Here is a 19,805-nt window from a genome sequence, read left to right as displayed (position 1 = left end):
TATTTTAAATCTGATAAGATACTAAGTTTGTGCTGCGGTTCATTCGATCATAAACACACTTAAGTTGTGAACTTGAAGCTTCATCGTCACCGCGGTGAAGCAGTGAACTTGTTGACTTCCAGATTTTCAGACTTTCAGACTTTCAGACTTTCAGACTTTCAGACTCCCAGACTTCCACACTTCCGCCCCCTGTCCGTCAACAAACTTCTTGTTCTATTCCGCCCTTCGGGGTGGTATGTTCTATTCCGCCCTTCGCGGTGGAAATCCATAGCCAAAGGCTGACGTTGCGGAAAATACCCTCCGCCGGTTGCCTGCCCAGCACAAAACCTCCAGTTCGTAGAACCGGAGGTTGCCCGCCTTACTCTTCCCTTCCCGTCAGCCGCTGCCGGATCATGTCCCCGTAATCCGAGTATGCCGCATTGCCCTCCAGCCCGCGTTCCTGAAGCAGCCTCTGGAGACGAAGACGCTTGAGCGAGAGCTTGGATTCCAGCTCCCTGCGTTCGCCAGTGTCACTGTTACCGCTGGTGTGGCAGGCCACCAGCAGCTCTTCGAGCGTCACACACTCTGCCCGCAGCGTCACTTCCTCCGGCAGCAGACCGGCGTTCTTCATCATTTTATAAGACATCCGCAGCTCCTCGGGTACGCCGGAGAGATCCTCCAGCTCAAGCGGCTTGCCGTGCCCTGGCAGATTGGCGAACTCACCGCTGCGCATAGCCTCCTGAATTCTCTGTTCTGCAAGCCAAAATAATATAGCCATACACACCGTCCCTTTCATCAGCAGCTTGGGATTCCCTACTTCTGCTTATGATATCCGCGCTCCCCGTAAGGGGACAGCTGCTCCAGCCATTTACTCTCCATGTCCGGCAGCATCTTGCGGTATTTCTTCAGCTCCTGCACATCCGCCACGAAATCCTCTTCCGGCTTAATCTGCTCCAGTATCTCGAAGCGGAAGCCCGCTTCACCGCGTTCGTTCCAGTCTTCCTGCAGCGCCTTGTTATCATGGCCTTTGATATCCAGCATGAATTTATGCTTATTCCAGACCCCGTGCAGGTTCAGACTGCTTCCAACATACATTTTATCATTGCCGGTGTTCACAATCCGGTAGACCCCCATTGGCCTGTGTGTGTGCGCATAATTATATCCCAGTTCCTTGCGTCTGGATTTATCCGTCATGACTTCTCTCTCCTTCTTCTCTCCATTATAATTTCACCCAGTAGCTGCTTCCATCTTCTTCGCGGTCCAGCAGCCCGTAATCGATCAGATAACGCCGGAGCGTCACGTAATCGGGGTAAGCCGCACCCAGCACCGCATTGATTTCCTGCTCGCTGTACTTCCGTCCTGTCTCAAAACGCTGAAGCAAATGTCGCAGAATCGCCGCCTTCCGCTTCTGTTTCTTAGGGAACTCTGACAACGGGCCGTCCGGGCCCTGTTTGAAATAAGCGCCCAGAATCTCGGCATTCTCCTGTTCCGTAATGGCGAACCGTTCATCGACCATCACCGCGGTGCGCGGAATACTCACAAAAGGCGATGAAGCTCCCGGCTTCTCCTCCGCCAGCTCCATGACCGCCAGGAACAGCTTCGCCTGCTTCACCTTCTCCCGCAGGGTGAACCGGTGGTTGCGGACCGTGGAGGTGCTGCCGATTCCCAGCTCCTTGGCAACCTCCGCATCGCTTAGACCTTGGCGGAAGGCTTGCAGCAGCCCCTTTTGCAAATCGGTTAATCCGCTCAGCTTCTTGTCCAGCGTCAGCAGCCAGTTGAACATTCCCCCATGAACCCTGTCCACATGCAGGGCTGCGAACTTCTCCGCTTCGTAATACTGCTCTCCATCCTTATAGATCAGGCCCTTCTCGAAGGGTTCCCCGCACACCAGACAATGATATATTTCCGTACGTCCTTCCGTCTCCACATTATAGCCCTGCTTCAATTCCGCAATGGTAGCATTCCAGAATTTCTCCGATATCCGCACTGCTTCGTTCGCTTCCGCCAACTGGATCACCACAACCTTTGTTTGCTTTTATATAGACATTATATCATTTTGTTTGTTATTTTACAATTATCTAATTAGATCATTTCGAGAAAAGAAAAACACCGCCAGTAATGGCAGTGTCTCTATATCCCAAAGGGTCGGTATTGGTTGGTACTTATAATGCTGCTGAAGCCTGCTTCAGCAAGGTGGACAGCAGTTCATAATCCACAGCCTTGCCCTCTGTCAGCTTGGTTGTCAGACGATCACCGCTCCCCGTTTCGAATGAGCCCTCAGGCACTTCCAGCGCTGCTGCACCGAAGATGGAGAAGCTGACCCAGCCTTTGGCGGTAGAGATGACGGCGGCATATTTCCCGTTTTTGAGAAAATGCGGTTTGCCGTACTGAATCCGTTCTGTGACTTCCGGGATCGCCTCGTGAATGACATCACGTAACTTGGCGCAGATCTCCGACTGCCAGGGCAGCTTGATTTGAGCCATGTAATCTGTAACTTCCTGGTTCATGGAATCACCTTTTCCTGAAGGATGTGATTAGGACAGCAGCGACTCCGCACCGTCAATAACAATCTGCGAACCGGTAATGTGAATGGATTCATCCGAGGCCAGGAAGGCAACCAGATCAGCCACATTCTCCGGTTTGCCCGGACCGTCAGCCAGCGGCTGGGCTCCTTCAGGGAATTCAATCGGAATGACAATCGACTCCACTTCATCATTAAACTCCGTGCTTTCGTCGATATTGGTGGCGATGGCCCCCGGACAAATGACATTGACGCGGATTTTGAACTTGGCCAGCTCCAGCGCAGCCATCTTCGCAAAAGCTACCTGGCCAGCCTTGGTAGTGCTGTATGGCGACCAGCCAAAGCTGGTAAATCTGCTGTTGCCGTTGATCGAGCTGGTAATAATAATGCTGCCCTTTCCTCGCTCCTTCAAATGGGGAATGCTGTATTTCAGCGTCAGGAAGGTGCCTGTCAGGTTGACGGACAGCGTCTTCTCCCAATCTTCTACACTCAACTCCTCAATAGGCCCGACCACACCGTTAATGCCCGCATTGGCGAACACGATGTCCAGACCCCCGAAATGCTCGACTGTCCTGCGTACGGCTTCCTCCATCCGGCCGGCATCCGAAGTATCTACATCAATGGCGAGTGCGCAGTCCTTGCGCAGCTTGTTCAGCTTCTGTTCCAGGATTGAGGAACGTTCATTCACCAGATCGAACAAGGCAACATTCGCCCCTTCACGTGCCAGCTGGATCGCCGCCGCTCTGCCGATCCCCGAGCCCGCACCTGTAACTATGGCTGTTTTCCCTTGAAAACGCTGCTTTTTTGCTATATTCGGGCTCATATGTACACTCTCCTTCCGTGAATACCATTCTGCTAGTAATGGCTCTGTTTCAAGATTACCCATTTGATGCTCGATTATAATCAGGTGATGCAAAAAATTGCACAAACCCTGTGCAACATGCACAGCACATCAGCCAAACGGGCCTGCCATGCAGCTTATAGGGAACAGCAAAGACCCCACATCTGCGGGGCCTTCGCTCACTGATTCACTTCTCTAGCTGCCGTACATCCACCTTGACCGTAAGTTTGCCTGCTGCTCCGCGGTATACGCCTTTGACCGGAACGATATCCTTGTAATCCCGCCCGTGCCCGAGCTTGATATACCGCCAGTTCACTTCCACATTGTTGGTCGGATCGAAGCCCAGCCAGCCCGTACCCGGAATATGCGTCTCCACCCAGGCATGCGAGGCCTGCTCGAAGTCGGCGTTGCCCCCCTGCAGATCCCCGACGAAATGGTACCCGCTCACATACCGCGAGGGCAGGCCGACACTGCGGCAGACGGCAATCATCAGATGGGCATAGTCCTGGCAGACTCCGCGTTTGAGCATCAGCGCTCTTTTCACCGTTGTATTGACGCTAGTTGCCTCGGGGTCGTACGTGAACTGCTCATAGATGGTGGAGGACAGCTTCCGGGTCCATTCATACATATCCTCGGCCTCCTCAAAAGGATGCTGCGAAGCGAACTCCACCAGCTCCGCCGTCACCTCAGTGTACCGGGTAGGCAGAATAAACTCGATATAGCGGTTCTGAAATTTATCGTCATTCAGCAGCTTCACCTGCTCTTCTAGCGGAATACGCGGCAGGTCGGCGCCTTGCGCCTTGTCGAGCGTGACAACCGTAGCTTTGGTGTGAATCACCATTTCTGTGTGCGGCTTGTTCACCGAATACGCATGGACCCGGTTGCCGAAGAAATCCTCATAGGTGAGCAGATTGGCCGGCGGATGCACCTCCACCTCATGATGATAACAGGATTGGCGGTAGTTCGTGCGCGGCGTCAGCCGGATCTCATTGACACTGTCCGTCACCGGCTCGGGATAGCTGTAGGTGGTGGTGTGGTTGATCTGTATTTTCATACCGAGACTCCTTCACGGCGAAAAAAAGCACCGTCCATCGTTCTGCCGAGCCTCTGACAGGATATCATCAGTGACTGCAGCACATCCTCCACCAGGTCGCCGGACATCTCTTCCTTCTCCATGTAATCCAGCTCCGCCTTAATCTTGCCCGCCTGACGGATTACCTTCTCATGCCCTGACCCCTTCTCTGAGGAATCCAGCTCCAGCTTGGCCAGATGCTCCTCCAGCTTGTGGAAGGAGAAGCGGACCGAACGGGGGAAGAGCGGGTTCACGATCAGGAATTCCAGGATGCACTCCGGCGACATATCATCGGCGTAATACCGGCGGAAGGACTGATAGCCGCTCACCGACTTCAGTACGGCCTGAAGCTGGGTATAGATAGAGCTGATATCCTTCGATTTGCAGGATACCGTGACAGCTTGCAGGATACGTGTCGTATTCTCAGCCCGTTCCAGAAACCGGCCGCTCTCGATGAAATGCCATTCATTGCCCCGGAGCATCACCGACTGCTCGGCGCCGAGGAACATCGCCGCCCGTTCCTTGACCTGCCGATAGAAGGGATGGGGACCTCTCATAATATCCGCGACCGACTGTTCCCCGAGCCACAGGTTGAAGCCATTGACAATATCCCATAGCTCGCTGGGCAGATGCTGGCGCAGCGTGCGCAGATTATTCCTCGCCTGATGCACACAGGAGAACAAGGAATTGGTATTTCCCAGATCCAGCGTGATGAAGGATAACACATCCTGCTCACTGAAGCTCTCGAATTGCCGCAGATACTCACTGCGCACCCCAAGCGCGTCAATCAGGCGCGACCACTTGTGGCCCTCTTCCCGGAAATCCTCTTCCTGCTGGATATGGTAATGTACGTCGATCAGCCGGGCGTGATTCTCAGCCCGTTCAATATACCGGCCGATCCAGAATAGAGCCTCCGCATTGCGATTCAGCATTCCAGCCACCCCTTTACCTTAGATAATCTTGTCTCTAAGCCATGACCCAGGTATCCTTCACTCCCCCGCCTTGGGAGGAGTTCACGACCAGCGAGCCTTCACGCATCGCCACCCGGGTCAGGCCCCCAGGAATGACATGCGGCTTGCGGTCGGCCCCCATCAGCACAAAGGCTCTCAGATCAATATGCCGTGGAGCCATACTCCCCTCTGACAAAACCGGCGCACGGGACAGCGACATGATCGGCTGGGCGATATAACGCTCCGGTTCTGCCAGTATTTTGAGCCGGAAATCTATAAGCTCCTCCTTCGTGGCCTCACTTCCGATCAGCATTCCGTAGCCCCCGGAGAGAGACGTCTCCTTCACCACCATTTCCGGCAGGTGATCCAGCACATACTGGCGCTCCTGCGGCCTTGACAGCAGATACGTCGGCACATTGCCCAGAATTGGCTCTTCGTTCAGATAATAGCGGATCATATCGGGGACATATACATACATGGCCTTGTCATCGGCTACTCCGGTTCCGGGCGCATTGGCAATCGCAATATTCCCTGCCCGGTAGGCATTCATCAGACCTGCAACCCCAAGCAGCGAGCTCGGCTGAAAAGCGAGCGGATCAATAAAATCATCATCCAGCCGCCGGTACAGCACATCGACCCGGCGCAGGCCGTTCATCACCTTCAGGTAGATTTTGTGATCCTGGGCGACCAGATCGCGGCCCTCCACCAGATGGATGCCCATCTGCTGCGCCAGATAAGCATGCTCATAATAAGCCGAGTTGTACTCACCCGGTGTCAGCAGGGCTATGACCGGGTCTTTCGTCCGGGACGGAGACAGGCTGCGCAGCACGGACAGGAAGCGGTTCAGACTGTGATCTACATCGCGGATGGAGCTGGCAAACGACAATTCAGGAAACAGCTGATTCATGAGCGATCTGCCTTTGAACAGATAAGAGAAGCCAGAAGGTGTACGCAAATTATCCTCAAGCACATAATACTCGCCGTCATGATGCCGGATCAGATCGATTCCTGAAGTGGTGATGTAAGCACCGCCAGGTACGCGGAGTCCTGACATTTCCGGCCGGAAATAACAGTTCGAAATAATCATCCGCCGCGGTACAATGCCGTCCTTCACGATGTATTGCTCATGGTAAATATCATGAATGAACAGATTCAGTGCGGTAATCCGCTGCACAATGCCCGCCTCCAGCCGTTCCCATTCCCCCTTAGGGATAATGCGCGGAATCATGTCAAACGGAATCGTCCGCTCCATCGGCTGATCCTGTGCCGGGTTATACAGGGTAAAGGTAATGCCTTCTTCCATCATCCGACGCTGCATCAGCTTCTGCTTGCCTTGCAGCTCTTCGGGGCTCATCCCGGAAAACATGCGGTTCACATGCTTGTAATGAGGCCGGACGTTCCGTTCATCCGCGTACATCTCATCATAGAAATGCTGCAGCGGATACGGAGACAGACCGGGCAAAGGATCTAGTTTGGACATGAGCCCGACTCCTCTCGGATCAGTATAATGTGTCATGTTTCTTAACAAACAACTTCAAATATTAGAATTTAACCACGAAAATATTAAGTTCTACCTCCATAATACGTAAATGATATTATCCATGTCAATATATATAACAGCAAAATGGAGGACCTGAATCCTCCTGCCGGATTGGAATCGCTTCCTTTCTCTTAAACTCGCTTTTGAGGTGCTCCATGTTCATTCCACATCCAATTGTATGCCGGTGCGCAGACAAGCAGTACTATTATGAATTTTTCATATGATGTATTTTTAATAGTTAATCAACAAAAAACCTCCCCGGGAATCGTTCCTTCCCTGGGGAGGCTGGAGCAGCCGTTTTTTCGTTCAATCGTTGCCGGTGATCCGGCTCAGCATTCGCTGATTATCCGTTCACCCTCACGGGTCACGGGTTCAGTCCATGCCTGAATGGTTTATTCCCCGGAGTCCGCTTCCTCCTCCGAGATCATACCTGCGAACAGGGCATGGACGAACTGGTCGGAGTCGAATGGCTGGAGATCTTCCATTTTCTCGCCGAGACCGACCAGCTTCACCGGCAGGTTCATTTCCTGACGGATCGCTACTACGATACCGCCTTTCGCCGTACCGTCCAGCTTCGTCAGTACCAGACCGGTCACGCCGCTCTTCTCGCCGAACAGCTTGGCCTGGGTCAGCGCATTCTGCCCGGTAGTCGCATCCAGCACCATGAGCACCTCATGCGGGGCACTTGGAATCTCGCGCTGGATGACACGGAAGATCTTGTTCAGCTCTTCCATCAGATTGCTCTTGTTCTGCAGCCGGCCTGCCGTATCACAGATCAGGACATCCACACTGCGCTGCTTGGCAGCCTGCACCGCATCGAACATTACGGCAGCCGGGTCTGACCCTGACTGCTGCTTGATGACATCAACCCCGGCACGCTTGCCCCAGACCTCAAGCTGCTCAATGGCTCCGGCACGGAAGGTATCTCCTGCCGCCAGCAGCACCTTCTTGCCTTCCTGCTTGTAGCGGTGCGCCAGCTTGCCGATGGTCGTCGTCTTCCCGACTCCGTTAACGCCGACGAACAGAATGACGGTAATCCCGTCCGGATTCTCGTTCAAGCTGTTGTCGTCATCGCCGCGCAGCAGCTCCATCAGCTTGCGGGACAGAATCGGCTGGAGCTCTGACGCGTCCTCGATCCGCTTCTGCTTCACTTCGGCGCGCAGCTCCTCCACCAGATTCATCACCGTATTGACGCCTACATCGGCGCCGATCAGAATCTCCTCCAGTTCCTCATAGAACTCTTCATCTATCTTTTTGCGGCGGATAATCAGATCAGAGACCTTCTCGACGAAGCCCTTGCGTGTTTTCTCCAGACCGTCGCGGAACTGTTTCGTTACGCTTTCTGTTTTGCCGGAGATGCTGTCTTTCAGTTTTTTAAAAAAACTCATATGCTTATGCTTCCTCCTAAAGGGTTATAGGGATCACTTTATGAACTTATGTTTTGGAATTAGCCGTGACTCCAGAGAAGTTTTGGACTTCCGGCCGCTATTGTCTGCAGATTTCTTGATTTATCCCGTTTTTAACGGTTGAAATCCGCAGACAAAGGCGGTCGCTATCGCTCCTACAGTTCCAAAATTCCCCTCCGCCACTTTTCCTTTAACTTATGTTTTTAGTTTAATCTATTTCGTTAAGCTATCTCTGCCTCTTCATCCTCCAGCCGCACGGATACGAGCTTGGACACGCCGCCTTCCTCCATCGTCACGCCATAGAGCACATCGGCTTCCTCCATCGTTCCCTTGCGGTGGGTCACTACGATGAACTGCGTCTGCTGTGAGAACTCACGCAGGTACTGGGCGAAGCGCACCACATTGGCTTCATCCAGCGCCGCTTCCACCTCATCCAGCACGCAGAACGGCACCGGCTTCACCTGCAAAATAGCGAACAGCAGAGCCATAGCGGTCAAGGCGCGTTCCCCGCCGGAGAGAAGCTGGAGGTTCTGCAGCTTCTTCCCCGGCGGCTGGGCCACGATATCAATTCCTGTATCGAGCATATGCTCGGGGTCCAGCAGTTGAAGGTCTGCCCGGCCGCCGCCGAACAGCTTCGCGAACACCGTACCGAACTCGCGGCGGATGGCATCGAAGGTCTGCTTGAAGCGCTTCGACATCTCCTCTTCCATCTCATGGATCACGTGATACAGTGTCGTTTTGGCCTCCACCAGATCATCCTTTTGCCCGCTGAGGAACGTATACCGCTCATGTACCCGTTGATACTCTTCAATTGCACCCAGGTTGACCTCGCCCAGACCGGAGATGCTGCGCTTCAGACGCTGCACCTCCAGCTGTGCGGCGGGCACATCCTCCGGCACCGGATACCGCTGCTTCGCCAGTTCGTAGCTCAGCTCATAGTCATCGCTCAGCTTGCGGAGGATATTGTCCAGCTCCACATCCAGCCGCCCGACGGCAACCTCCGTGGAACGGAGCTTGTCTTCGACCGCCCGGAGCGCCTGCCGCTGGTCTTTGGTCTCGCCTTCGGCCAGCTCCAGCTTGCGCGAGATCGACGCGCGGTCGGCACGGGCCAGATCGAGCCTCGCCGACGTATCTTCCTTGCTCAGCCGCAGGCTGTTGACCTCTTCCTTCTGCTTCACGGTCTCCCGTGCATTCTCTTCCAGATCCTGCTCTATCGTCATCAGCAGGCTGCGGCTCTGGCGCAGCTCCTTCTCCTGCGAGCCGGCATCCTGCCTCATCCGCCGCAGCTGCTCTTCCAGCGAGAAGATCTCCTGGTCCAGCTTGCCCTCCGAAACCTTCATCCCGGTCAGCTTGCCCTGCAGCTCTTCCTTAGCCGATTCATTCGCCTTGCGGTCCGATTCGGCACTGCGGATCGCCGCATGCGCTTCCTGCTCTTCCTTCTCCAGCCGGGCGAGCTCGGCTTCGGCCTGCTTGCGGGTCTCGTCCAGGCCGCGCGCCTCGTTCTCGAAGCCGCTGCGCTCCGCGCCTGCGCCCTCAACCTGTTCCTGCACATGCCGCAGCTCCTGCTCCAGCTGCTTCAGATCGCCGGATACGCGCTGTTCCTCCAGGCGCTTCTCGTCACCGTCATGCCGCAGCTGCTCCAGCTTCTCGGCGGCCTTGTCCTGCTCGGCGCGCAGGCGGCTGATCCCCTGCTTCAGCTTGGCAATCTGCTGCTCGCTTTCTTCAATCTCGCCGGAGAGCTGGTCGAGCTGACGCTTGCGGCTAAGCAGGCTGTTGTTCTTCTTATGCTGGCTGCCGCCCGTCATCGAACCCCCAGCATTCACGACATCGCCTTCCAGCGTAACCACTCTGTAGCGGTATTGGCATTTGGCCGCAATGCGGTTCGCCTGTTCCAGACTCTCGGCGATCACGACATTGCCGAGCAGGCTTCCGATAATGCTTCCATATTTGTCTTCATAACCGACCAGCTCCGAACCGATGCCGACAAAACCTTCGGCGCCTTGAACCATACTGCGGTCACTGCCGGTAATCTGCCGGGGCCGGATAACATCCAGCGGCAGGAAGGTTGCCCGCCCGAGCTGACGCTGCTTCAGGAAAGCAATCGCCTGCCGGGACACGGCCTCATTCTCCATGACCACATGCTGCAAGGAAGCGCCCATCGCTGTCTCAATCGCCATTTCCAGCTTCTCGGGAACGGAGATCAATTCAGCCACTGCACCATGCACCCCGCTTAGCTGTCCTTTGCGCGCACCCTTCAGCACCTCTTTGACCCCAAGCATGAAGCCGTCAAAATCATCCTGCATTTCCTTCATCGTCTCATGCCGGGACACCTGGGCTTCGCGCTTCTGCTCCCATTTGCGCAGGCCGCTCTGCGTCTCTTCGAGCAGCTTCTGCCGTTTGCCGGTCTGCTCGCTCTCCGTAATGTACACGCCGCGCAGCAGGCTAATCTCCTTGCCGAGTCCGGCAATCTTATCCTTCAGCCCGCTTTGCGCGGTGACAAGCTCCTCCAGCCGGGCTGTCCACTTGCCGCTCTCCTCCTGGCTGCGGCTGAGCCGCCGCTCCAGGCTCTCCTTCTGCTGATCCGCATAGCGGATCTCGTTGCGCGCCTGGGCCATCAGGTTCATCAGCTCAAGCAGAGCGCTCTTCAGCTTCTCTTCCTTGCTCTGGCTGATGCCTCCGGCCACACCCTGCAGCTTCGACTCTTCATCGGCAAGCTGTGCCCGCAGCTCCGCAAGCGTCTGCCTGGTCTGCTTCAGCTTATGCTCCAGCTCCGCCAGCTCACGCTGCCGCCCCTCGGAACGTTCACCTACAGAGCCCAGCGTCTGCATGAGCTGTTCCCGGTTCTGCTCCAGATTCCTGCGGCGCTCCTTCAGCAGCTCTCCGTAGCCCTCGCTCTTCTCGTTGGCTTCGCTGCTGCGCAGCAGCTGCTCCTGCAGCTTCTCCACTTCCTGCTCAAGATTACGCAGCTCCGCCCGGCCGCTCTCCAGCTTGGCATCGTGTGCAGAGACTACAGTGGACAGCTCCAACTGCTCTGTCTTAAGCACCTCCAGGCGGGCGTTGCCCTCCTGCCAGGACGTATGTATGCCTTCGATCTGATGCACATATACCGAAATCTCCAGATGCTTCAGCTGCTCACGCAGCTCTTTATACCTTATAGCCTTCTCAGACTGGTCCTTCAGCGGTCCCACCTGATCTTCAAGCTCGCTGATCAGGTCATGAATTCGCAGCAAATTCTGCTCGGTCTCATCGAGCTTGCGGCCGGCATCCTTTTTGCGTGACTTATATTTAACAATACCTGAGGCCTCTTCAAAGATACCCCTCCGGTCTTCTGAACGGGTACTGAGAATCTCTTCTATCCGGCCTTGTCCGATAATCGAATAGGCTTCACGACCGATACCGGTATCCATGAACAGCTCCGTAATATCCTTCAGCCTGCAGGCCTGTTTATTGATCAGGTATTCACTGTCTCCGCTGCGGTGGACACGCCGGGTCACGGTCACCTCGCTGAAATCCAGCGGCAGCACATGATCCTCATTATCCAGCGTCAGCGAGACCTCGCCGTAGTTGACTGCCTTGCGGGCATCGCTTCCGGCAAATATAATATCCTCCATCTTGCCGCCGCGCAGGGATTTGGCACTTTGCTCCCCAAGCACCCAGCGTATGCCGTCGGATATGTTGCTTTTGCCGCTTCCGTTCGGGCCGACTACAGCCGTAATACCGCGCACAAATTCCATTTCCGTTTTGTCGGCAAATGACTTGAAGCCCGCTAATTCAATCCGTTTCAGAAACATAACTCGCCTATCACCTCTGACCCATTATACCATAGTGTTTCCTTGCCAAAACACCCCCACAAAGGGGTGCACCTGCTTCGCCAAAACATATAATATCTGATATTCCGAAAAAGAGCAGCAAAAGTCTGACTTCCGCCGAACCGCCGGCATTCAGACCATTGCTGCTCTACTCCGCATTGCTCAAAATATCCCCACAAAGTGGGGCTTTGTTCAAAAATGCCTTCAGGCACCGTCTTCCTTCAGAAGCAATAATGCCGCTGCCGCTGCCTGCTGCTCCGCTTCCTTCTTGGAGCGGCCGCTGCCGCTGCCGAGTGAACGGCTGGCCATATAGACTTCAGAAACGAACTCACGCTCATGCGCCGGTCCGCGTTCTTCAACAATCCGATATTCCAGCGTACCCAACCCATGATGCTGTATCAGTTCCTGAAGCTCTGTCTTGAAATCGCTCATCTGCATTTGCAGCTTGCCGTCGGTTTCAACCAGCGGGAATACGTGATTATCCAGGAATCTGCGGGCTGTTTCCAGGCCCTGGTCGAGATAGAGCGCTCCCACGAATGCTTCGAACACATCGGCCAGGAGTGCCGGGCGGGTACGCCCGCCCGTAAGCTCTTCCCCTTTTCCCAGCAGTACGTACCGCCCGAAGCCCAAGGTTTCGGCGAACCGGACCAGCGACGGCTCACACACAATCGCAGCACGCAGCTTGGTCAATTCCCCCTCAGGTCTGTCCGGGAGCAGATTGTACAGATATTCGGACACCGTCAGCTCAAGCACCGCATCACCCAGGAACTCCAGGCGCTCATTGTCCTGATGCTGATTGAACCGGTGTTCGTTCACATAAGATGCATGGGTAAAAGCCTGCTTCAGAAGTACAGGATCGTGAAATTGGATTTGAAGTTGGCTCTGTAACTGCTTCAGGTCTCCTTTCACTGCACTGTCTCCCCTTACTTATTATATTTTTTGAGAATAACGGTTGCGTTATGCCCTCCGAATCCGAAGGAATTCGACATGGCGATATTCAGTTCCGCCTTGCGCGGCACATTCGGAACATAGTCCAGATCGCAATCCGGGTCAGGGTTGTCCAAATTGATGGTAGGGGCAATCATGCCCTTCTGCAGGGACAGACCGCAAATAATCGCTTCCACCCCGCCGGCAGCGCCAAGCAAATGGCCTGTCATCGATTTGGTCGAGCTGATCGCAACCTTGTACGCATGCTCTCCAAGCGCCTTCTTCACAGCCGCTGTCTCCGATTTGTCGCCTACCGGCGTGGATGTGCCATGTGCATTAATGTAGTCGATATCCTCTGGAGAGATTCCGGCATCACGGATCGCCATCTTCATGCAGCGTGCTGCACCGTCAGGGTCAGGCTCCGTCATGTGATGGGCATCCGCGCTGAGGCCATATCCGATCACTTCAGCATAGATCTTGGCTCCGCGCTTCTCTGCATGCTCCAGAGATTCGAGAATCAGGATTCCCGCACCCTCGCCCATGACAAAACCGTCGCGGTCCACATCAAACGGACGGCTGGCCTTCTCAGGCTCGTCATTGCGGGTGGACATGGCTCTCATCGCACAAAAGCCTGCCATCCCCGTAGGACGAATGGTGGCTTCCGCACCGCCGCAGATCATCGCATCCGCATCACCGCGCTGGATCAGACGGAAGGATTCGCCGATGGAATGGCTGCCTGTCGCACAAGCGGTCACTGTCGTTGTATTCGGTCCCTTGGCACCGAGATTGATCGACAGCTGGCCGGAGCCCATGTTGGCAATCATCATCGGAATGAAGAATGGGCTGACCCGCTTCGGGCCTTTTTCGAGCAGCAGGTTGTGGTTATCTTCCCATGTCCCTAAGCCGCCGATCCCGGAGCCGACAGATACCCCGATCCGCTCTGCATCAATATCTTCACCGATGGTAAGTCCGCTGTCCTTCAGCGCATCTTCACCGGCTGCAACCGCGAATTGTACGAAACGGTCCATCTTGCGGGCTTCCTTGCGGCCAAAGCGCGCTTCCGCATCGAAATCCTTGACCGAAGAAGCGATCCGCGTCGGATACTCACTTACATCAAAAGCTTCGACCAGGGATACTCCGGACTTGCCGCTCATGAGGCTATCCCAGAACGTCTCAAGATCCTTGCCCAGCGAAGTCATTACACCCATACCTGTTACAACCACTCTATGATTCAAACACCATCACCCCGTCTGTAGGCTGTGTACCTCTACAACTTGTAAACGTAAACACGCCAGATGTCTATATAAACTGCAGTCGCCGCAGGATCAGTTAATCTGCGGTTCTGTTATTATCTTCATAAGCTTAAAGAACTGTAAAATGAGGAGAAGTCCCGCCCTGGCAGGAACGGGACCCTCAATCATATGACTCTAGGTATGAGATTGTATGTACTTCACAACTTCACCCACGGTCGTAATTCTCTCTGCATCTTCATCAGAGATTTCCATATCGAATTCATCTTCCAATTCCATTACCAATTCTACAACATCAAGAGAATCAGCACCTAAATCATCTTTGAAAGACGCTTCTAATGTTACCTCTGCTTCATCGGCACCTAAGCGGTCGATGACAATGCGTTTTACACGCTCCAATACATCGGACATCCGGTTCACCTCCTCTTTTGGTATTATACGAGATATGAAGTCAAAATACCATAGAGCATAAAAAACGCCTTCTGGCCGCCTCTGTCCATCTTCCCCCGTAATGATCTGACGCCCTGCGAAGCCTTACATGTACATTCCGCCATCCACATGAAGCGTCTGGCCTGTCATGTAGGCTGCCCCTTCCGAGGCCAGGAATACGGCCGCATTCGCAATGTCCTCCGCCCGCCCAAGCTCTCCCAAGGGAATTCCCTTGATCAGCTCACTGCGGACCTCATCGGACAACTCGCGGGTCATGTCGGTATCAATGAAGCCGGGCGCGATGCAGTTCACGGTAATTCCCCGTGAAGACAGCTCGCGGGCCGCAGACTTCGTCATGCCGATTACCCCCGCCTTGGCAGCGGTATAGTTCACCTGGCCGGGATTCCCCGTCACGCCCACGACAGAGGAAATATTGATAATCCGGCCATACCGCTGCTTCATCATCGGGCGGGTTACTGCCTTCAGGCAGTTGAACACACCCTTCAGATTCGTCTCGATGACCTGATCGAATTCTTCCTCTTTCATACGCATGATCAGATTATCCCGGGTAATGCCCGCATTGTTCACCAGGATATCGATTCTTCCCCAGGCCTGGATAACCTCCTTGACCAGGTTCTCGGCGTCACTGCTGCTGCCGACATTCCCCTGCAGCGCGAATCCTTCCGAGCCCAGCTCGTGAATCCGGGCCACGGTCTCTTCAGCCGCCTGAAGGCTGCCGGAATAGTTCACCGCGACCTTCACGCCATGGGCAGCTAGTGCCAGGGCAATGCTGCGGCCGATGCCCCGGGACCCTCCGGTTACAAGGGCGGTCTGACCTTTGAGTGCTGCAAACATGCTATGTTGTCCCCCTTCAATAATCATGCGGCTGCGGTTAAGCCAGGCTGCTTACCAGCCGGACTGTGCGCTCTCCAGACTGTTGATGTTCACAATCTTGACATTCCTGTCAATCTTGCGGATCAGACCCGCCAGCACGCTGCCGGACCCGATCTCTACAAAAGTATCCACTCCGGCGGCAATCAGCCATTCCACGCTATCCTGCCAGAGCACCGGAGAGTATACCTGTTCTACCAGCAGTTTGCGGATTTCTTCTGGGTCTGTTACAGGAGCAGCGGTCACATTGACGACTACCGGCATAGCAGGAGCATTGAAGGTTACCTTCTGCAGTTCGGCAGCCAGCCGCTGCGCCGCACCCTTCATTAATGAAGAGTGGAACGGCCCGCTGACCTCCAGCGGAATGGCCCGTTTGCCTCCGGCTTCCTTCACGCGCTGAACGACTTCACCCACTCCATCCACCGAACCCGAGACTACAATCTGTCCCGGACAATTGACATTCGCCAGTTCAACGGAGTTACCCGCCGCTGTAATACTCTGGCACAATTCCGTAAGCGCCTCACGGCCGGCACCAAGCACCGCTGCCATAGCCCCTTGTCCTCCAGGCACAGCCTCTTCCATGAACTGTCCGCGCAGGCGGACCAGACGTACAGCATCTTCATAAGACAGCACTCCGGCTGCCACAAGAGCGCTATATTCGCCAAGACTGTGGCCTGCCACATAATCCGGCGTAATCTGAAGGCCGCTAATCGCTTGCAGATAAGCGACACTGGCGGTAACCAGTGCCGGCTGAGTGTTCACTGTCTGCTTAAGCTCGCTGTCCGGCCCTTCAAATATAAGCCCGCTCAGCGCAAACCCAAGCACCTCGTCACCCTTTTCAAAGACCGCCCGGCTCTGGGGCAATACTTCATATACATCCTTACCCATACCGACTGCCTGTGCACCCTGACCGGGGAAGACAAATGCGATTTTGCTCATGAGGTATAACGCTCCTTCCCTTTACCTGCGGCCCACCCGGATATCCGCCGAATTAGAGCCGCTTCGTTACTATTATTAATGCCCCAATTCTTACCAGATCAGCACAGAAGCGCCCCAGGTAAGTCCGCCGCCGAAGCCGACCATCAGCACCGTGTCGCCTTCCTTCATCCGGCCTTCCTCGGCTGCTTCAACAAGAGCCAGCGGAATGGAGGCTGCGGAGGTATTCGCGTATTTATCAACGTTGACTACTACCTTCTCCGGCGGCAGCTCCAGACGCTGCATAGCGGATTGAATAATCCGGATGTTGGCCTGATGCGGCACGAACAAGTCAATATTCTCCTTGGACAATCCCGCCTTGGTAAGCACACGCTCCGTGGCCGATCCCATGACGCGTACCGCGAACTTGAAGACCTCGCGGCCATTCATATAGATGAAGTGCTTCTTGTCTTCCACGGTCTGCTGGGAAGCGGGCAGACGCGATCCGCCCGCTTCCAGATTCAGCAGGCTGCCGCCGGAGCCTTCCGCTCCAAGATCGAAGGACTGGAAGCCGCGTCCTTCCGGAACCTCGCCTACGATTACCGCACCGGCACCGTCACCGAACAGTACGCAGGTATTGCGGTCTGTATAGTCTGTAATGCGCGACAGCGTATCCGCACCGATTATCAGTGCATTGTTATACATTCCATTCTGGATAAAGCCCGTTGCTGTAGCCAGGCTGTAGACGAAGCCGGAGCAGGCTGCCGACAGGTCAAAAGCGGCTGCGCCCTTGGCCCCCAGCTTGTCCTGAAGAATGCAGGCCGTGGACGGGAAGGCGCTATCAGGGGTCACTGTAGCTACAATGATCAGATCAAGCTCCTCAGCCTTCATGCCTGCGGATTCCAGTGCCTTCAGGGCTGCTTCATAGGCCAGATCAGAGGTGGCCTGTTCCGGGGCCGCGATATGCCGTTCCCGGATGCCCGTGCGGCTGACAATCCATTCATCGTTCGTCTCGACGATCTTCTCCAGATCGCTATTGGTTAATATTCTCTCAGGTACATATTTCCCTGTCCCGATAATGCCTACCGGACGTAATTGTCTCATGTCGTCACTCACTTCCCGCTAATTTCCTTCGATATACTGGGCACCAGATCGGCCTTCAGTGCAATGCGCGCCTGTCTTACCGCATTCTTCACCGCATTGCCGTCGGACGAACCATGCCCCTTCACTACCAGGCCGCTAAGACCGAGCAGCGGTGCTCCGCCGTGTTCCTTATAATCCATCTTGCCCTTCAGGCTTCTGAGCTCCGGCATCAGGATGGCTGCACCCAGCTTCGTCTTAAGCGACTTGCTGAACTGCTCCTTCAGCAGGGAGAACATTGCGCCGGCCGTTCCTTCCAGCGTCTTCAGAAGTATATTACCGGCGAAGCCGTCACAGACCAGCACATCGCAGCTTCCGGTGAGTACATCCCGCGCTTCCACATTGCCGACAAAATGAATGCCCTGCAGCGCCTCCAGGAGCGGATAGGCTTCCTTGGTCAATTCGTTCCCCTTGCCCGGCTCCGTCCCGACGTTCAGCAGGCCTACCCGGGGCTTCGCAATGCCGTGCACTTTGTTGCGGTATATGCTGCCGATCTGGGCATACTGCGCCAGATGCTGCGGCTTGGCATCCATGTTGGCGCCAAGATCCAGGGCCAGCACACCGACATCATCCAGCGTCGGAATCATCGGAGCGAGTGCCGGCCGCTCGATCCCTTCCATTCTTCCGACTACCAGAAGTCCTGTAGTCATCAGCGCCCCGGTATTGCCCGAGGAGATCATGGCGTCCGCCTCGCCCTCACGGACCATGCGTCCGGCTACGACCATGGATGAGTCCTTTTTGCGGCGGACGGCCTTCACGGGCTCTTCATCCGAACCGATCACATCCCCCGCATGACGTACCGTAACGTTGGTAGGCTTAGTCTTCAGCAGCGGCTCAAGCCGCGCTTCATCCCCGACCAGTATGATCTCTATGTCACTCCACTCCGCAGCCGCGGCCAGCGCGCCTTCCACATTACATTCAGGAGCATTATCCCCGCCCATGGCATCAATGGCGATCCGCACTCCGGTTTCCCCCTTCGTTGTACTCTTCAGTTGCAGAACGATACACTATAAAATGGCCTTGAAATACCAGCTCTTCTCCGACATATGTAAATACATCCACTTCAGCTTTGCCGTTCCGGCCCGCAAGTGACCGCACCTGCGCCTTGGCAATGCATTTCTCGCCCAGCCGGACCATGCGTACGAACCGCATATCAGCCGAAGCCGTTAAGGCAATCTCATCATTAATAATAGCAACTGCGAGGGAATTCGCCTGGCCGAACACGTAATGGCCCCGGGCAATTCCGTTGCGGGAGAACACATGCTCATCCCGGATCTCGAAGATCGAGATCCCGCTCCGGTCCAGCTGCAGATCCACGATATCACCGACCACTTCATCGGCTGGCAGGGAACGCACCTGATCATACGAATGCTCCGCCATTTGCTTCATCCGCTCACGCAGCTCCGGAATCCCCAGCTCCAGCCGGTCCAGCCGGATCGTCTGGATACTCACCTTCAGCTGGCGGGTCAATTCCCGGTCTGTTACAAACGGGTTCCTTTCAATTATAGCCAGCAGTTGCTGCTGACGTTCTTTCTTGGACATCCGCTCGATAGCGGCTCACCTCCCGGCACAGGCCTGATGTGCAGCATCCGGCCCGCATGAGTGGCCGCTGTAGTTCACGCTTCTCTGTTATTCCTTACCATTTAGAACCAGGTACTAATATGTAGTATAAAGCATGCCGCCGCAAAAATAAAGCTTTGGCTTGAAAAGCGCCTGAAACCCGGGCATTGCAAGGCCTCGGCAACGCTGCTGCCGGCTTTATTTCCCAAGTGAAAACGGCTTTGCCGTCCTTTTAAAGGAGGATACCGTTTCAGCGAGAAATAGAAGGAGAAGTTATCGTGTGAACCTATAAATTCTTAAATCCGCATAAAAATAGCACTTCACCGGCAGATGAAGTGCTACTCTTAAGTGCAAACTATTGTTTGATGATTTCTCTTGCTTTGTATGTTCCGCAAACTTTACATACGTGGTGGGAAAGCTTCAGCTCTCCGCATTGTTCGCATTTCACCATACCTGGAACAACCAGTTTAAAGTGAGTACGACGCTTGTCACGGCGAGTCTTGGACGTTCTGCGTTGTGGTACTGCCATTGTTAGACACCTCCTGATTGTGTGTAACCCAAGTGGACTTGGGATT

At 54.9% G+C, this 19,805-nt stretch carries 19 protein-coding genes; all 19 read right to left on the bottom strand.

All coding sequences use genetic code 11. From position 1 onward, the window contains the following. Positions 1 to 358: 358 nt before the first annotated feature. Positions 359 to 757 (bottom strand): DUF1992 domain-containing protein, encoded by a 399-nt coding sequence (locus MHH28_RS04765; protein WP_405112490.1) that lies wholly within the window; start codon positions 755 to 757, stop codon positions 359 to 361. 35 nt (positions 758 to 792) lie between these two features. Next, positions 793 to 1,173 (bottom strand): GIY-YIG nuclease family protein, encoded by a 381-nt coding sequence (locus MHH28_RS04760; RefSeq protein ID WP_405112487.1) that lies wholly within the window; start codon positions 1,171 to 1,173, stop codon positions 793 to 795. A 25-nt stretch (positions 1,174 to 1,198) separates the two neighbouring features. Then, positions 1,199 to 1,966, bottom strand: a complete 768-nt coding sequence (locus MHH28_RS04755) for a DUF2087 domain-containing protein (protein ID WP_405116852.1) — start codon at positions 1,964 to 1,966, stop codon at positions 1,199 to 1,201. Positions 1,967 to 2,141: 175 nt separating this feature from the next. Beyond that, positions 2,142 to 2,486, bottom strand: coding sequence for a DUF1801 domain-containing protein (locus MHH28_RS04750; protein ID WP_405112484.1), 345 nt, complete (start codon positions 2,484 to 2,486; stop codon positions 2,142 to 2,144). Positions 2,487 to 2,513: 27 nt separating this feature from the next. Further along, positions 2,514 to 3,323 (bottom strand): SDR family oxidoreductase, encoded by an 810-nt coding sequence (locus MHH28_RS04745; protein WP_405112481.1) that lies wholly within the window; start codon positions 3,321 to 3,323, stop codon positions 2,514 to 2,516. 205 nt (positions 3,324 to 3,528) lie between these two features. Further along, positions 3,529 to 4,395, bottom strand: a complete 867-nt coding sequence (locus MHH28_RS04740; RefSeq protein WP_405112479.1) for a transglutaminase N-terminal domain-containing protein — start codon at positions 4,393 to 4,395, stop codon at positions 3,529 to 3,531. Beyond that, positions 4,392 to 5,345: an alpha-E domain-containing protein gene (locus MHH28_RS04735; protein WP_405112476.1), complete on the bottom strand. Its 954-nt coding sequence runs from the start codon at positions 5,343 to 5,345 to the stop codon at positions 4,392 to 4,394. Before MHH28_RS04735 ends, MHH28_RS04740 begins: the two co-directional genes overlap by 4 nt. Before the next feature lie 34 nt (positions 5,346 to 5,379). Continuing rightward, positions 5,380 to 6,843, bottom strand: coding sequence for a circularly permuted type 2 ATP-grasp protein (locus MHH28_RS04730; RefSeq protein ID WP_405112473.1), 1,464 nt, complete (start codon positions 6,841 to 6,843; stop codon positions 5,380 to 5,382). A gap of 452 nt (positions 6,844 to 7,295) precedes the next feature. After that, complete coding sequence (ftsY, locus tag MHH28_RS04725) at positions 7,296 to 8,291, bottom strand: signal recognition particle-docking protein FtsY (protein WP_405112470.1); 996 nt, start codon at positions 8,289 to 8,291, stop codon at positions 7,296 to 7,298. 239 nt (positions 8,292 to 8,530) lie between these two features. Next, a complete protein-coding gene (smc, locus tag MHH28_RS04720; protein WP_405112467.1) occupies positions 8,531 to 12,100 on the bottom strand; it encodes a chromosome segregation protein SMC in 3,570 nt (1,189 codons plus the stop codon). A 222-nt stretch (positions 12,101 to 12,322) separates the two neighbouring features. Next, complete coding sequence (gene rnc, locus MHH28_RS04715; RefSeq protein WP_405112464.1) at positions 12,323 to 13,027, bottom strand: ribonuclease III; 705 nt, start codon at positions 13,025 to 13,027, stop codon at positions 12,323 to 12,325. 14 nt (positions 13,028 to 13,041) lie between these two features. Further along, complete coding sequence (fabF, locus tag MHH28_RS04710; RefSeq protein ID WP_405112461.1) at positions 13,042 to 14,280, bottom strand: beta-ketoacyl-ACP synthase II; 1,239 nt, start codon at positions 14,278 to 14,280, stop codon at positions 13,042 to 13,044. 192 nt (positions 14,281 to 14,472) lie between these two features. Beyond that, positions 14,473 to 14,706: an acyl carrier protein gene (locus MHH28_RS04705; protein ID WP_238655165.1), complete on the bottom strand. Its 234-nt coding sequence runs from the start codon at positions 14,704 to 14,706 to the stop codon at positions 14,473 to 14,475. A gap of 123 nt (positions 14,707 to 14,829) precedes the next feature. Continuing rightward, positions 14,830 to 15,579, bottom strand: a complete 750-nt coding sequence (gene fabG, locus MHH28_RS04700) for a 3-oxoacyl-ACP reductase FabG (protein WP_405112458.1) — start codon at positions 15,577 to 15,579, stop codon at positions 14,830 to 14,832. Positions 15,580 to 15,630: 51 nt separating this feature from the next. Next, on the bottom strand, positions 15,631 to 16,554 hold the full coding sequence (gene fabD, locus MHH28_RS04695; protein WP_405112455.1) for an ACP S-malonyltransferase: 924 nt from the start codon (positions 16,552 to 16,554) through the stop codon (positions 15,631 to 15,633). A gap of 90 nt (positions 16,555 to 16,644) precedes the next feature. Continuing rightward, positions 16,645 to 17,634 carry a beta-ketoacyl-ACP synthase III gene (locus MHH28_RS04690; RefSeq protein WP_405112452.1) on the bottom strand — a complete coding sequence of 330 codons (990 nt, stop codon included), beginning with the start codon at positions 17,632 to 17,634 and terminating at the stop codon, positions 16,645 to 16,647. Positions 17,635 to 17,642: 8 nt separating this feature from the next. After that, entirely contained in the window at positions 17,643 to 18,632 is a 990-nt protein-coding gene (gene plsX, locus MHH28_RS04685) for a phosphate acyltransferase PlsX (protein ID WP_405112449.1), read from the bottom strand. Continuing rightward, on the bottom strand, positions 18,616 to 19,212 hold the full coding sequence (gene fapR / locus MHH28_RS04680) for a transcription factor FapR (RefSeq protein ID WP_405112446.1): 597 nt from the start codon (positions 19,210 to 19,212) through the stop codon (positions 18,616 to 18,618). Before fapR ends, plsX begins: the two co-directional genes overlap by 17 nt. 373 nt (positions 19,213 to 19,585) lie before the next feature. Continuing rightward, entirely contained in the window at positions 19,586 to 19,759 is a 174-nt protein-coding gene (gene rpmF, locus MHH28_RS04675) for a 50S ribosomal protein L32 (protein ID WP_076154019.1), read from the bottom strand. Positions 19,760 to 19,805 lie beyond the last annotated feature (46 nt).

Source organism: Paenibacillus sp. FSL K6-1217, assembly GCF_045040735.1.
Classification (GTDB): domain Bacteria; phylum Bacillota; class Bacilli; order Paenibacillales; family Paenibacillaceae; genus Paenibacillus_AQ.
Note: the sequence above shows the minus strand (reverse complement) of the source record. Positions and strands in the feature narration are given on the sequence as shown.